At 54.1% G+C, this 14,368-nt stretch carries 14 protein-coding genes; 5 read left to right on the forward strand and 9 right to left on the reverse strand.

Annotated elements, in window-relative coordinates; translation table 11 throughout:
* Positions 1-70: 70 nt before the first annotated feature.
* The 9 genes from proB to surE all read right to left on the reverse strand — a co-directional run bounded on the left by proB (position 71) and on the right by surE (position 8,880).
* Positions 71-1,210: a glutamate 5-kinase gene (gene proB, locus dmul_RS06965; RefSeq protein ID WP_020878310.1), complete on the reverse strand. Its 1,140-nt coding sequence runs from the start codon at positions 1,208-1,210 to the stop codon at positions 71-73.
* On the reverse strand, positions 1,200-2,219 hold the full coding sequence (gene obgE, locus dmul_RS06970; protein ID WP_020878311.1) for a GTPase ObgE: 1,020 nt from the start codon (positions 2,217-2,219) through the stop codon (positions 1,200-1,202). Before obgE ends, proB begins: the two co-directional genes overlap by 11 nt.
* The gene (gene rpmA / locus dmul_RS06975; RefSeq protein WP_020878312.1) at positions 2,216-2,470 is read right to left on the reverse strand and encodes a 50S ribosomal protein L27; all 255 of its coding nucleotides are present in this window, start codon (positions 2,468-2,470) and stop codon (positions 2,216-2,218) included. The genes obgE and rpmA overlap by 4 nt, the downstream gene beginning before the upstream one ends.
* A gap of 6 nt (positions 2,471-2,476) precedes the next feature.
* A complete protein-coding gene (rplU, locus tag dmul_RS06980; protein ID WP_020878313.1) occupies positions 2,477-2,827 on the reverse strand; it encodes a 50S ribosomal protein L21 in 351 nt (116 codons plus the stop codon).
* A gap of 95 nt (positions 2,828-2,922) precedes the next feature.
* Entirely contained in the window at positions 2,923-3,909 is a 987-nt protein-coding gene (locus dmul_RS06985) for a hypothetical protein (RefSeq protein ID WP_020878314.1), read from the reverse strand.
* Between the two features lie 79 nt (positions 3,910-3,988).
* Positions 3,989-6,265, reverse strand: a complete 2,277-nt coding sequence (cysS, locus tag dmul_RS06990) for a cysteine--tRNA ligase (RefSeq protein WP_020878315.1) — start codon at positions 6,263-6,265, stop codon at positions 3,989-3,991.
* A 161-nt stretch (positions 6,266-6,426) separates the two neighbouring features.
* Positions 6,427-7,077, reverse strand: coding sequence for a dTMP kinase (tmk, locus tag dmul_RS06995; protein WP_020878316.1), 651 nt, complete (start codon positions 7,075-7,077; stop codon positions 6,427-6,429).
* A gap of 83 nt (positions 7,078-7,160) precedes the next feature.
* The gene (locus dmul_RS07000) at positions 7,161-8,123 is read right to left on the reverse strand and encodes a 3'-5' exoribonuclease YhaM family protein (protein ID WP_020878317.1); all 963 of its coding nucleotides are present in this window, start codon (positions 8,121-8,123) and stop codon (positions 7,161-7,163) included.
* Between the two features lies 1 nt (position 8,124).
* Positions 8,125-8,880 carry a 5'/3'-nucleotidase SurE gene (gene surE / locus dmul_RS07005; RefSeq protein ID WP_020878318.1) on the reverse strand — a complete coding sequence of 252 codons (756 nt, stop codon included), beginning with the start codon at positions 8,878-8,880 and terminating at the stop codon, positions 8,125-8,127.
* 363 nt (positions 8,881-9,243) lie between these two features.
* Here surE and dmul_RS07010 point away from each other — a divergent pair, with 363 nt between their 5' ends.
* The 5 genes from dmul_RS07010 (at position 9,244) to dmul_RS07030 (ending at position 14,360) form a co-directional block, all read left to right on the forward strand.
* Entirely contained in the window at positions 9,244-11,568 is a 2,325-nt protein-coding gene (locus dmul_RS07010) for an LPS-assembly protein LptD (RefSeq protein WP_159449728.1), read from the forward strand.
* 21 nt (positions 11,569-11,589) lie between these two features.
* On the forward strand, positions 11,590-12,120 hold the full coding sequence (locus dmul_RS07015; RefSeq protein WP_020878320.1) for a UpxY family transcription antiterminator: 531 nt from the start codon (positions 11,590-11,592) through the stop codon (positions 12,118-12,120).
* Between the two features lie 86 nt (positions 12,121-12,206).
* Entirely contained in the window at positions 12,207-12,482 is a 276-nt protein-coding gene (locus dmul_RS07020; protein ID WP_020878321.1) for an HU family DNA-binding protein, read from the forward strand.
* A 27-nt stretch (positions 12,483-12,509) separates the two neighbouring features.
* Complete coding sequence (locus tag dmul_RS07025) at positions 12,510-13,526, forward strand: DNA polymerase III subunit (protein WP_257785915.1); 1,017 nt, start codon at positions 12,510-12,512, stop codon at positions 13,524-13,526.
* Between the two features lie 3 nt (positions 13,527-13,529).
* Positions 13,530-14,360 carry a PSP1 domain-containing protein gene (locus dmul_RS07030; protein ID WP_020878323.1) on the forward strand — a complete coding sequence of 277 codons (831 nt, stop codon included), beginning with the start codon at positions 13,530-13,532 and terminating at the stop codon, positions 14,358-14,360.
* Positions 14,361-14,368 lie beyond the last annotated feature (8 nt).

Genomic DNA, 14,368 nt, shown 5'->3' on the forward strand with positions numbered 1-14,368 from the left:
TTTACCTGTCGTCCCCGATGCCCGACAGTCGAATGACGATCGATGCTGTCGAAGCCGACCCGTGCTGTATTCAATCGCATTCCCAGACAACGGTCAAATTGTCCCGGTGGATGATTTCGTCGTAAGGTTTCTCGCCGAGTTTTCGTTTGATTTCGCTGGTTTTGAGCCCCATGATCTTGCGGATATCCTCGGCGCTGTAGTTGACCAGGCCGGTGCCCAGAACCTCGCCCCCACCGTTGGTGAACTCAACCGGCGATCCCGCCCCGAACTCCCCGATGACGTCGACGATACCGGCGGGCAGCAGACTTTTGCCGTTCTGGGTAATGGCCTTTGCGGCACCGTCGTCGATGCGGATGACGCCCCTGGGCTTGGTCGTGAAACCGATCCAGCATTTCCGGTTGGTCATCTTGTGGCTTTTGGGGGCGAAGTAGGTGCCGTGGGGTTCCCCTTCCAGAAGACGGATCAGAATGTCCGGCTTGGTCCCCTGGGCGATGATCATGGGAATGCCGGCGGTGTTGACCTTTCGGGCGGCCCGAATTTTGGTCATCATACCCCCGGTACCCAACGCTCCCGGGATATCGCTGGCATAACGCTCGATATCCTTCTTGATGGTTGAAACCACCGGTATCAGCTCCGCGTCGATATTGGTCCGGGGATCCTTGTTATAGAGGCCGTCGATGTCGGTGAGATTGATCAAAATATCGGCGTTGACCAGAAGTGCGATCATGGCCGAGAGGGTGTCGTTGTCGCCGAACTTGATCTCCTCGATGGATACCGTGTCGTTTTCGTTGATAATGGGTACAATGTGCCACGACAGAAGGGTGTGGACGGTGTTTCGGGCGTTCAGGTATCGCTTCCGTTGATAAAGGCCGTCGCTGGTCAGCAGGACCTGGGCCACCTTTTTGCCGCAGGCCTCGAAGGCTTTCTCGTATTCCATGATCAGGCTGGCCTGCCCAACGGCGGATACGGCCTGGCGTTTGGGGATTTCTTCCGGGCGTTTTGCCAAACCGAGCTTACGGAGACCTGCGGCCATGGAGCCGGAGGAGACCAATACCACCTGAAGCCCCCTGTCGATCATGATGCAGATCTGGCGGCTGATGGCGTGGACGAAATCAACGTTCAGGCCGTTGTCTTTGGTCAGTAGATTGCTGCCGACCTTGACGACGATCCGGCGGGCCGTTTTGAAACAGGATCTTCGGTTATCTTTCATGATGGGATTCGGTGTCGAGTTGGTGGAGACGTTCGGCAATGGTTTTGATCAGCACGTCGATTCCCAGAGTCGCTGCCGCGGAAATCGTCATGAATGGGAGTCTGCCCGCCGCTTCCTGAAAAAGGGCTGCTGCAATGTCCGCGCCCGGAAGATCCATTTTGTTCAGCACGACGAGCTGGGGCTTTTCAGCCAGATGCCGGTTGTAGCCGGCGAGTTCGTGATTGATGGCTTCATAGCCCGCCATTGGGTGATCGGGGTCGATGGTGACGGCGTCGATCAGGTGAACCAGGAGTCGGGTTCTCTCGATATGGCGGAGAAAACGGGTCCCCAGCCCCGCCCCCGAGTGGGCACCTTCGACAAGGCCGGGGATGTCCGCCACGACGAACGGTTCTCCCCATACGTGTTTGACCACTCCGAGGTTGGGTGAAAGGGTCGTGAACGGATAATCGCCGACCTTGGGTCTGGCGGACGAGATGACGCTGATCAGGGTGGACTTGCCTGCATTGGGAAATCCGATGATACCGACATCCGCGAGGAGTTTGAGCTCCAGTTTGAGAGTGAAGATCTCGCCGGGCTCGCCCGGTTGGGCAAAGCGGGGGGTGCGATGGGTCGATGACTTGAAGCGGGTGTTCCCCTGGCCGCCTCGGCCGCCCTTGGCCGCGATGAAGGTTTCGCCCTCTTCCGTGAAGTCTTTCAGCATGTTTCCGGTTTCCGCGTCACTGACGATGGTTCCCACAGGAACCGGAATGATCAGGTCTTCACCGCTTCGACCGGTCTTTTGGCTTCCTTGACCGGCCGAACCGTTCTGGGCTGCAAAGTGTTTTTTGAAGCTGAAATGGTAAAGTGTCCGTTTTTGCGAGGTGGCGGCCATGATGACATCGCCGCCCTTGCCTCCGTCACCACCGTCCGGTCCGCCTTTCGGGATGAAACGTTCCCGTCTGAAGCTGACGCAGCCCCTCCCCCCACTTCCGGATTGGACGGTAATCATTGCCTCGTCAATGAATTTCACGCAGGATAGACGCTCGCTTTTTTACGGGTTTTGCCGAACCGTTCATAGGCAACTATGCCGTCCACCAGAGCGTAAAGGGTATAATCCCTGCCCATGCCGACGTTCTCGCCGGGATGGATCCGGGTGCCGAGCTGCCGTACCAGTATGTTTCCGGCTTTCACCGTCTGACCGCCGAAGCGCTTGACACCACGGCGCTGTCCGTTGCTGTCGCGGCCGTTCTTCGAACTGCCGCCTGCCTTCTTGTGTGCCATTTTTCGTTATACCTCACTTTCCATATCGTCTTTTTGAACCAGACCGGGGCTGCCGATGCTGTCAATTCTAACCGCCGTAAAAGACTGACGGTGCCCCTGTTTTCTCCGATAGCGTTTCCGCCGTTTGTATTTGAAAACGATGATCTTCTTAGCCCTGCCCTGTTCCACAATATGTCCTTTCACCTGGACGTCTTCGAGAACCGGCCGGCCGATGGTCACGTTTTCGCCATCCGAAAACAGAAGCACTTTATCGAAAGAAACCGGTGCGCCTACCTCTCCAGTCAGCTTTTCCAACCGAAGGGTCTCGCCTTCCCGGACTTTGTATTGTTTTCCGCCCGAGCTAACCACAGCGTACATCTGCGTAACCTCCTTTAAATATAATGCAATACAAAAAGAACTTTAAAAGCAACATATGTTACTCTATTTATAGGAATTGTCAAGGAAAAAATGGTTCAAGGGGTACCGTCGAGAAGTCCGATCAGGACACCGCCGGCAGTCGGTGATTCGGCGCTTTTCGGCGTTCCATTTGTCGAAAGAGCCATACACGCGTCGAGGAATTCGTCGCATTCCAACCGTGTGTCGACGAGGGTAAGGGAAAACCTTGGCGCATTGTCGTTTTCCGGTGTCGGGAATGTGACGATTTCGGAAGCCTCCACCGGATTTTCCAGAAATTTTCGGATGTGGTTCGAAACTTCGGTTTGAAACGCTGCCAGGCGATTCGGGTCGGGAATGGACATCTCTCGAATTTCGAGAATTTCGCCGGCAGGGCTGATGGTATCCCGCACCGCGTTGTAAACGGCCCGACTCGTGGTAACGAAAAGTCGATCTTCGGCGTTATCCTCTCGAACCAGCCGGGCGAATGTTTCAAGGCGCTTTTCCGTCATGTGGCCGCCGGGGTCTTCGGCATGAAGGGCGGGTGACCCACCCAGGCCAATGTCGGATTCCTCCGGATCACCCAGCAACTCCTTCAGGAATTTTCGCTCCATTTCCCGGTAGGTTGCCAGACCGTCCTGAAGCTCATTTTGCCGCCGGTCGAATTCCTGAGCCACAGCCAGGAAGAAACGGGCGTCGAAGAGCGCATCGGTCGAGGGGGTATCAGACTCGCCGGAAACCCGTTTCCTGATGTCGGTACTGAGACGATGAGTACTTACATCCTCAAAGAACGGTATACGACCACTCTGTGTTTTGAAAAATTTCAGGTCTTTCCCCTCGTGGAGATCGGCCCATTTCTGGTATTCGTCGAGCAGCTTCAGCAGGCGGACGTTGTCGATATCCACCGGAACCCGTATATCGAATCCCCCCTCATCGGCCCAGGTTCTGAGGCTTGCGGGAACCGCATCCGAAAGGGGTTGGTAAACGACCGTCCGGGGAAAACAAGCGCCCAGAAGCGTCGCGGCAAAAGGCGATACGTAGGTGAACGGAAAATATATTGGCTCCATGTTTCCTCCATGTGTTGACGGTTCCCAAAAAATCCCTTTTTACGGGATCATCATGTGCCGACATGCCCCTGACGTAATGTCAGACCTTCGAGTCCCGCACCATCACGCCTCGGACCTGCAAATCTTCACGCAGCCGGTCGGCCAGCGGCCAGTTCCGCTCCTTTCGGGCCAACTCTCTTTCCCGGATGAGGCGTTCGATCTCCGGGTCATCGGCGCCGTCTTCCAAGTCGAAGATATTGAGGGCCGTGTTGATGCTTCGGAAGGTCTCCAGCAGCCTTACGGCGCCTTCGGGATCGATCATTTTTTGCAATACCAACTTGTTGACGATTTTGACGGATCGGAACAGAGAGGCGATGGCCGCCGAGATGTTCATGTCTTCGTCCATGGCCTGGATGAAGCCCTGTTTGATGTCGTAGATCAATTGATCCAATTCGGGATAAGGGGCGCCGGAGGTCACGTTTCGAAGGTTTCCCAGGCAGGCGTTGAGTCGTCCCAGGGAGCGTTTTGCCGCATCCAGGCGTTCGGTGGAAAAACGAACCGGCTTTCGGTAGTGGGTCGACAAAAGCCAGTATCGGATATCCCGTCCGGTATAGCCTGCTTCCATTAGATCTTCAAGGTTGAAGAGCAGCAGGTTTTCGTCCATTTTTTTCCCGTCCATAAGGACCCGATCACAGTGAAGCCAGTATTTGGCCAGGGGCTTTCCGGTCAGAGCCTGAGCGATGGCGATTTCGTTCTCATGGTGGGGAAACATGAGGGTCCGGCCGCTGGTATGAATGTCGAAACTCTCCCCGAGATATTTCATGGACATGGCCGTGCACTGAATGTGCCATGAAGGCCTTACATTACCCCACTCGGTGGGCGTGTAAATGCCCCGTTTGAGCTCCGAAAGCGTGCACCGCTTGAAGAGCGTGAAATCTCTGGGATTCTCCTTTTCGTATTCGTCCAGGTCAACCGTTGCCCCGAGGCGGATCTTGTCGAGATCAATGCCCGACAGTCGGCCGTATTCCTTGAATTTGGAGATGTTGAAGTAGAGGGAGCGCAGTTTTTCATAGGCGAACCCCTTGAGATAGAGTTTCTCGGCAAGCGTGACCATCTCCCGGACGTGTTCGCTGGCCCGGGGATATGTGTCGGCGGGAGCAATGCCCAGTATCTCGAGATCTTTGTGGAAGGCATCGATATATTGCTGGGTAAACGCTGAAAGCGCCATTCCCGACTTGGCGGAACCGTTGATGGTCTTGTCGTCAAGATCGGTGATGTTCATCACGTGGGTGACGTCGTATCCACGATATCGGAGGTATCGACACAGTAAATCCGCGAAGACGAACCGTCGCCATTCATCGGGATGCAGCCGGGCATGGACGGTGGGACCGCAGGAGTAGACGGAGACCTTTCCGGGCAACATGGGCTCCAGAGGTTCCTTACGCCGGTGCATGGTGTTGAAGACCCTCATGACGACCTTGTCCGCGACCGTAAAAAGCGGCGTGCTCAAATACCGCTCCCCGCTGTCCGGAAAGATGACCACGATGGTACCCGATGACATCGTCTGGGCTTCCTTGGCGGCGACGGCCATGGCGGCGCCGCTGCTCATGCCCACGAAAAGTCCCTCCTCCCGAGCCAACTTCCTGGCCGTCTCGAAGGCCTCCTCGTCGTCGATGTTGACCTTCTTGTCAAGCCGCTCTTTCTCGAAAATACCGGGTTCATAGGCTTCTTTCATGTTCTTGAGTCCCTGGATCTTGTGACCCAGATAGGGCTCGACACCCACGATCCGGATGTTTGGATTGAACTCCTTGAGCCGGCGGGAGAGACCCATGAGGGTTCCGGTAGTACCCATGGTGGCCACCAGGGTCGTGACGGTCTTTTCGGTCTGTTCCCAGATTTCGACGGCGGTGCCGTAATAGTGGGCTTTCCAGTTGGCTTCGGTGTTGTATTGGTCAGCCATGAAATAGGCCTCCGGGTGTTCCCGGACAAGCCGGTAGACCGCTTCGATGGCGCCGTCCGTTCCCAGGTGGCCGGGCGTGAGCAGAATTTCGGCACCCCTGGCTTTGAGGATTTTTCGGCGTTCCTCGCTGGCCGATTCAGACATGGCCAGGAGCAATTTGTACCCTTTGACCGCACAAACCATGGCAAGGCCGATGCCTGTGTTTCCGCTGGTGGCCTCGATAACGGTCTTTTCGGGGGTGAGTTCTCCCGATGTTTCGCCCGCCTCGATCATGTAAAGGGCCGGACGGTCCTTGATGGATCCCCCGGGGTTCATGTATTCCAGCTTGGCCAGAATCCGGACCTTCGGGTTGGGGTTCAGTCGGCGAATTTCGACCATTGGCGTATTGCCGATGGCGTCTAACAAAGAATAACTCATGGTGTTGTCCGTTTTTCATCGGTTATGCCAAGCAAAGACAATGTCAGTCCATGAAGTGGCCCGGAACATGATAAAATGCATTGACAGAACTTTAAATCATACCATCTTTCAGCTGAAATTCAAACTCAACTTTTCAGAGTGCCCAAGCCTTGAGATGATTATCAGTCAGGAGGATAGCGGGTATCGAAAAAATGGGACAATATACCCCGGATATCCCTGCCGACGATGTCGGGATCCTGTTCGGCGTTAACGATCCGAAACCGCTTTGGGGATTGCAAAGCCATGTCGAGATACCCTGCACGGACCCGTTCATGAAACGGTACGAGCTCTTTTTCAAACCGGGTTTCCGCTGCTTCTCGTTCGCCGGCGCTGATCTGGCGCCATGCCCGTCGGAGACCGATCTGGGGCGGAAGATCCAAAAGCAGGGTCAGATCCGGGGTGAAGTCGTCCAACACCAGGCTGTGAAGGGTCTTCAAAAAATCGATGTCGAGTCCGCGGGCATACCCCTGATAGGCCAGCGTGGCATCGAAGTAGCGATCGCACAGCACGATTTTTCGATCGGCAACAGCAGGCCGGACCACTGTGCTCAGGTGATGGGCCCGATCGGCCATATAGAGCAGAAGCTCCGCACGGGGATCGAGATCATGGTGTTCCGGATCGAGAAGAAGCGCGCGGATTTTCAGACCGATGGCGGTACCGCCCGGCTCCCGGGTAACGACTACCGGAAGATTTCGGCCCGAAAGGTACGCAGCCGCTGATTGGATCTGGGTCGTCTTACCCGACCCTTCTATGCCTTCAAATGTTATGAACATGGTGTCCTTCAAGAGATTTTCCGGGAAGGATGCCTCCCGGGGGTTTCGTGTCCTGGCATCGCTTTGGCGGCGGTGTTTTTTCTTCAGCTCTCTTCCCTGTCGCTCCGGAAAAGTTGCCGTCGCAACATGGGGTTATAACCAGTCCATTTCTCCTGGGGGTTTTCCTTGGCGATGAATTCCCGGAGACCGTTCATTTTTGCGTCTATCTCATCGATGTGATTGAGCAGCACCGCTTCGAGGGTCTTGGGGGGTTCGGGAGAGCCGAACTCACGGCTCCCATGATGGCTGACGATCATGTGTTTGAGGAGCATGGCTTTTTCCGGAGGAAATCCGTCGATCCGACGGATCTTTTCATCGAGCATGCCGCAGCCGATGATGATATGCGTCAACAGCTTTCCCTCGTCAGAGTAATCGATGACATAGTCGTATTCGAATTCCCGAATTTTTCCGATGTCGTGAAGAATCGCTCCGGCAAGAAGTAACTCCATGTCAATGCCACTGTAATGGGCGGCGATATTGTGAACCAGAATCGTCATGGAGAGGGTATGTTCCAATAGTCCGCCCAGGTAAGCATGGTGCATTTTTTTGCCCCCGGGCGCCTGTTTGAAACGGTCGACAAAATCATCGTCCGCCCAGAAGGCTGTAAAAAGTCTACGGAGATCCGGATCCTGGATATGCTTGTCCACCGTGCTTCGGAGACGTTCGAACATTCGGTCCGGCGACTGTCGTTGGACGACCGGGAGAAAATCGTCCCGCTGAACCGCCCCCCTTTCCACCGGGGAGAGCTCCCTCAGGGTAAGCTGGAGACTTCCGCGATATTCCGAAACCGTACCCCTTGCCCTGACAAAATCACCTACTCCACCGACGGCGGCGACTTCCAGAACATTGTCCCAGGCTACGCTTTTGATATCTCCGGTTCGGTCCGACAAGGTGAGATTGAGGTAGTTCTCCCCATTTTTTTTCTGAGAGAGCGTTTTGCTCGAAATCACGAAAACATCGTCAACCTGGATGCCGACGGTGATCTCGGCCGCGAATTGCTGCTTCATCTCAGACGTTCCATTTTCTCAGTCGGTCGATCATCCGATAGTCCGTGATGTCGCACTGGAGGGGCGTGATGGTGATGTAGTCATGACATAAGGCGTCGCCGTCCACCGAAAGGTCCTCGCCAAATATTCGGGTGTCGCTTCCAAGCCAGTGGTAGGCTCGATTTCTCGGATCAAGACGCTTTTCATAGTATTCCTTGGAGAGACGATCGATGCCCTGACGGGTGATCTTGACGCCTCGAATCCGGCTCATGGGAATGTTCGGTACGTTCACGTTCAGAATCGTGCCGAAGGGCAAAGGGGCTTCCACAATGCGGCGTGCCAGTTTTTCCGCGAAGGCGGCCGTTTCACCGTAATCTTCGATTTCGTATCCATTGATTGAAATGGCGATGGCCGGGAGCCCGAACAGCGCCGCTTCACGAGCGGCGGCGACCGTTCCCGAATAATTGATGCTGATCCCGACGTTGGCTCCCGGGTTGATGCCGGCCACGACGACATCCGGCTTCTCTTTCAGGAGGGCGGTCAGCCCCAGTTTGATGCAGTCTGCAGGCTTGCCGTCGATCCCATACCCTTCCCAGCCGCCGTTCAGTTTCATCCGGGCAGCCCGAAGTGGGGTGTGGAGGGTAATGCCGTGGGCCACCGCGCTTCGTTCCCTGTCCGGCGCCACGACCGATACCGCGTGATCCTGGACGAACTGTCGATAGAGCGCCCACAGCCCGGGGGCGTGAATGCCGTCGTCGTTGGTCAGAAATACTTTCATGTCCAAATGTCTTCAGGGTTGATGCCAAGCATATGCCTTGACATTTTTGGCTGTTCTTGTTTTTATATTCGAGCTGTTCTTGATTTTATACTTGATATGACGGTTGGCTTCAACCGATATTCCCGATGCTCTCCATGATTTTTATGTCAAGGTCTTGATTCTGGATCTGGGGAAAACTTCAGATCGTGGATCAGGACCGTTTTTATTGCGTCCGGGTCCTTGACGTAAACATCGACAACTCAACGGACCGTACGGTTTCGAGTTTATTCCATGTATACAAGATTATGTCCGGATTTCAGAGCTGACAGAACCGTGCCGTACCTGCTTTTCCCCGACAGGCCTTCCGCTAAGACGCCTATTTCGTTGTGGAGAAAATTCCTTCGTATTCTGCTGATGATGACGCTTCTGGCGGGGTCGGTTCGTGCGGCCTGGGGTGAATCGCTTCCGGACATCCTTCGATCGGATCCTGACAAGCCCTGGGAGATCAAGGCGGAAAGCGTCGAGTACGACGCAAAGAACAAGGTCTACGTCGCTCGTGACGGTGTTGTCATCAGCAAGGATGGAAAGCGGCTTTCGGCCGACCGTGTCATTTTTGATCATCAGAACATGACGGCCTCCGCGGAGGGGCATGTGGTGATGATAACGGGCGGGGACGTCCTCACGGGGGACCGGATCGACATCAATCTTGAAACTGAGACCGGGACGCTTTACCAGGGGAAGGTGTTCACCCGGGAGAAGCATTTCCGTATCCAGGGTGAGCGGGTTGATAAGATCGGTGAAAAGGAATACCGGGTCTACAAGGCCAGCGTCACGACTTGTGGCGGATCGACGCCGGCCTGGCGGATCACGGGCAGGAATCTTGATATCACTCTCGAGGGGTACGGCAAGGTCAAACACGGGGCCTTCTGGATCAAAAACGTTCCGGTGTTTTATAGTCCCTACTTTATCTTTCCGGTCAAAAAGGAGCGACAAAGCGGTTTGTTGCCGCCGGAATTCGGGACATCCGAACGCAAGGGGGTCTCTTACACTCAGCCTGTGTTCTGGGCTATCGACGAAAGCACTGATGCGACTTTTTACAACATGTACATGTCCGATCGGGGTAATAAGGTCGGCGCGGAATACCGGTACGTCCTCGACGATCGATCCAGGGGAACCGTCATGTTCGATTACCTCGACGACCTGAAAATTGACGACGGCACCGGTTCGACCAGCAGAGACTGGGGCTACGCAGGGGATCGCTACCTTCGCACCAACAACGACCGATACTGGTTCAGAGCCAAGGTCAATCAGATGCTGCCCCTCGATTTTGCATCCCGGCTCGATTTGGATATCGTGAGCGACCAGGATTATCTTTACGAGTTCAAAGACGGTTACTCCGGTTTTGACACGACCCGAAAATACTTCAACAGGCACTTTGGACGGGACCTTGACGACTACACTGATCCGATTCGAACCAACAGCTTTAATCTGAACAAAATCTGGCGCCAATACAGCCTGAATGCGGGCATAGTCTGGTACGACAACGTCATCAACCGTCGATGGGAAGAAACGGACACGACCCTTCAGCAGTTGCCCAATGTCACGTTCAACGCCGCCCGTCAGGCGATCATGGCATCACCTGTTTACTGGGATTTGACCTCCCAGTATGCCTATTTCTTCCGGCAGGACGGCGACAAGGGAAACCGTTTCGATATCTGGCCCCGATTTTCGATGCCGTACCGATTCAAAAAATATCTTTTCATCGAACCGTCCATCGGACTTCGGGAGACGCTCTGGCGTGTGAACACCGATGATAGCGAATTGACCTCGCCGTTCGTTTCCTCCACCCGAAGCCAACATCGGGAGATGTTCGATGCCCGGCTGGATCTCTCCACTCATTTGAGCCGAATCTATACCCTCGCGCCCGACGCCGAAGGGCTTTTGGCCCGTTTGAACATGCGGCCGGAAAAGATCAAACACAATTTTCGCCCATCCTTGATATATGAATACATTCCCAAAAAAAACCAGGACGATTATCCGTTTTTCGATCCGGCAGACCGGATGTTCCGAAGAAATCGGATGACCTTCGACCTCGTTAACTCATGGGTGTCCAAGTCTAAAAAGGCTGTACGGGGGGGCAAGGCCGCTTCCGGACAAGTGCGGAACGACAGGTTCGCGGACTATGTCTTTCGAGAGTTCTGTCGTTTCGAGATCTCTCAGAGTTATGATGCCGATACCTACGATGCAGATGAGCTTATTTATCGATTCAATCTGATGGACCGAACGACGCCGGAGCCCGGAGAGCATTGGTCGCCGCTATATGGCCGGCTCGACGTCGAGCCGGCTGAGTTTTACACCATCAGCGCCGATGTGGAGTGGTCCCACCTGGAAGATGATTTCCTTTCCCGCAATATCGCTCTCACCTTCAGAGATCGCCGTGGAGACCGTCTTTACACGGAATATCGATACAGCCGTGAAATGAGCGAATCCTTATATGCCAGCCTTCAGGCCCAACTCGCCTCGTGGTTGTCAACCTATGTCGAATATGAACAGAACATACAAGACAACGAAAACATCAGAACCGGCGTAGGATTTGTCTACACCCATCCCTGTTGGTCAATGGACCTGCGGTATCTCAAGGACCGTGATGACCAGGCCTTCGGCGTCATGGTCAGGCTGGCGGGGTTGGGGGGAATGGACGTCAACTGAAACAGACGAGATTGCGTTCACATGAATGATGCGATATTGAAGCCGGCGTGGTATGTCCTTCATGTCAAAAGCCGGTTTGAAAATGTGGTGAACGAGGGGTTGGTTAAAAAATCCTTCGAGGCGTTTCTTCCGAAAATTCAGGTCAGGAGCAGACGACGGGACCGTCGCAAGATGATCCAGGTTCCGCTTTTTCCCGGCTACCTGTTCGTTCGGACGAATCTTGATCCCCACCTTCATCTGGAGATCGTCAGGACCGTCGGTGCGGTTCGGTTGGTCGGAAACCGGACGGGCCCCCCTGTGCCCGTTCCCGATGACGTCGTATCCTCTCTCCGGATCATGGTGGCGGCCGAAAAGGCCGTCACCACCGGGCGCCGCTATTCGAAAGGAGAGCGGGTGATGGTGACGGGAGGGACGCTTGGAGGGGTTGTCGGGGTATTTTCACAATACCGCGGAAAGGGTCGGGTCATCGTGAACATCGATATCCTGGGCCAGTTTGCTGCTGTCGAGGTCAGCGAAGACGACGTGATAACGCTTCCCGAAATAATTTCATAACATCTTGACATCTTATCAAATATCATTTAAATATAAAAAATTGACGATGGATTGGTAGATTTACGACAATTAAGGAGTAGAAACATATGAACAAACTGGAATTGATTTCCACCCTAAAAAATGAGGCGAATATATCCAAGGCGGAGGCAGCCAAGATTGTCGAAATATTTTTCGACAGCATGGCTGACGCGTTGGCGAAAGGGGAACGGGTTGAAATCAGGGGATTGTGCAGCTTTTATGTCAAAAATTACAAGAGCTATACAGGTAGAAACCCAAAGACCGGCGACAAGGTGGTCATCAATCCCAAGAAGCTTCCCTTTTTCAAATGTGGAAAAGAGTTGAAGGAACGCGTGGATTACTGATCGTTGTCTGTAACTGATTTTCAGATTTTGCAGGAACAGCGGGCGCTCAGGATTTTATCTGTCTTTTTCGGGAAGGAGAACGTTCCTCACGCCTTGCTCTTTACCGGAATTCATGGTGTCGGCAAGCGAACGGCCGCATTGATGTTCGCCATGGCCTGCAATTGCAGACGGTTTGCAGACGGGACGGTCCAATCCCGAGTCGATCGAGATGTGATGACCGTTGTCGGATGCGACTGTAAAGCCTGCCGAAAAATTCTTTCGGGGAACCATCCGGACATCCATCGAGTTGCCCCGTCAGGCGGGATGATCAGAATCGACCGCGTTAGAGAGCTTCGCCATTCACTGTCTCTGAAGCCTTACGAAGCGTCGCTCCGGATCGTCATTGTCGAACAGGCTCAAACCATGAACCCGGAAGCGTCCAATGCGCTGCTCAAGATCCTTGAGGAACCGCCGGATCGGACGATTTTCATTCTGACGGCCCTTACGCCGGGCGATTTGCTGCCGACGATCGCATCGCGTTGCATCAACGTCCGGTTCGATCCTGTTCCACGTCGACGCCGGGCGGCGGTTTGGCGGGCAAAATACGATTTAACTTCCGTGGAAGCCGATCTTTTTGCCATAATGGCCGAGGGCAGCCCGGGAAGGATCAATATGGACAGCCCGGCAGACAGAAAGGCGTGGCTTCGCCGGCGGAAATGGCTATTGAACCGCCTCTCCGAAATCACGTCGGGAACGGATCGGGATTTGGCCGTGAACGGCCTGATGGCTTTTGCCGAACGGCTCTTTCGGGAAAAGGCGCTTATCGACGGTTCCCTGGATATGATTCGATCCTTTTTGCGGGATCTGATTATTTTTAAACATGCTCCCGAGAAGATTCTCAACGAAGATGTGTTGAGTGACATTCGACGGATTTCGATAATATTTACTGAAAAATCGCTGCTTTCCAAAATTGAAGCGGTCAATGCCGCTCAAAAGGCTGTAGGGTCGAACGCCAACATCAGGCTGACCTTGGAAGTTATGGTATTGCAGCTGGCTAAAAAATAAACTATGGTAAAAGTTGTTGGTATTCGATTCAAGCCGGCGGGAAAAGTCTATGACTTCGACGCCGGTGCTTTTGTACTGGCACCGGGCGACCCGGTTATCGTCGAAACGGAGCAGGGACTGGGTTTCGGCTTTGTCGCGGTTGCTCCGGAACTTCGCGATGAGAAGACGTTTGATCGGGCCTTGAAAAAGGTTTATCGACTAGCCGGTGAAGCCGATTTTCATCAACGTGAGAAAAACCGGGAGCTTGAGAAGAAGGCCCATGCATTTTGCATGGCGTGCGTCAAAAAACTGCGATTGCAGATGAATCTGTTTTCGGTTGAAGGAACCTTCGATGCCGGCAAACTGACGTTTTTTTTCACGGCGGACGGCCGAGTGGATTTCAGAGAACTGGTGAAGATGCTGGTGAGAGAATTTCGAATCCGGATCGAGATGCGACAAGTCGGTATCCGGAATCAGGCTAAAATGTGCGGCGGAATCGGCCGGTGCGGCAGGGCATTGTGCTGCTCCACCTTTATCGAAAAATTCGAGCCGGTATCCATTCGCATGGCCAAGGAGCAAGGGCTTTCGTTGAATCCCACCAAGATTTCGGGTCAGTGTGGAAGGCTCATGTGCTGTCTGACCTTTGAAAATGAAACCTATAAAGGGCTTAAAACCGAATTCCCCAAGATCGGCAAGATGGTCGAGACCCCCAAAGGAAAAGGAAAAATCGTGCGTCACAATGCGATCTGCAACCGAATCGCCGTCCGTTTGGAAGAGGGGCAGGAAATGGAGTTCGATCTATCGGATATTCAACTGGAAAGCGAAAGCAAGGATAAAAGCCGTCAAAATGGATAGGAGAAACA

This window comes from Desulfococcus multivorans (genome assembly GCF_001854245.1).
In the GTDB taxonomy this organism is placed as follows: domain Bacteria; phylum Desulfobacterota; class Desulfobacteria; order Desulfobacterales; family Desulfococcaceae; genus Desulfococcus; species Desulfococcus multivorans.

Coding starts and splice junctions, on each gene's coding strand:
- proB (WP_020878310.1), bottom strand. CDS start 1,210: ATGAAAGATAACCGAAGATCCTGTTTCAAAACGGCCCGCCGGATCGTC.
- rpmA (WP_020878312.1), bottom strand. CDS start 2,470: ATGGCACACAAGAAGGCAGGCGGCAGTTCGAAGAACGGCCGCGACAGC.
- rplU (WP_020878313.1), bottom strand. CDS start 2,827: ATGTACGCTGTGGTTAGCTCGGGCGGAAAACAATACAAAGTCCGGGAA.
- dmul_RS06985 (WP_020878314.1), bottom strand. CDS start 3,909: ATGGAGCCAATATATTTTCCGTTCACCTACGTATCGCCTTTTGCCGCG.
- cysS (WP_020878315.1), bottom strand. CDS start 6,265: ATGAGTTATTCTTTGTTAGACGCCATCGGCAATACGCCAATGGTCGAA.
- tmk (WP_020878316.1), bottom strand. CDS start 7,077: ATGTTCATAACATTTGAAGGCATAGAAGGGTCGGGTAAGACGACCCAG.
- dmul_RS07000 (WP_020878317.1), bottom strand. CDS start 8,123: ATGAAGCAGCAATTCGCGGCCGAGATCACCGTCGGCATCCAGGTTGAC.
- surE (WP_020878318.1), bottom strand. CDS start 8,880: ATGAAAGTATTTCTGACCAACGACGACGGCATTCACGCCCCCGGGCTG.
- dmul_RS07015 (WP_020878320.1), top strand. CDS start 11,590: ATGAATGATGCGATATTGAAGCCGGCGTGGTATGTCCTTCATGTCAAA.
- dmul_RS07020 (WP_020878321.1), top strand. CDS start 12,207: ATGAACAAACTGGAATTGATTTCCACCCTAAAAAATGAGGCGAATATA.
- dmul_RS07030 (WP_020878323.1), top strand. CDS start 13,530: ATGGTAAAAGTTGTTGGTATTCGATTCAAGCCGGCGGGAAAAGTCTAT.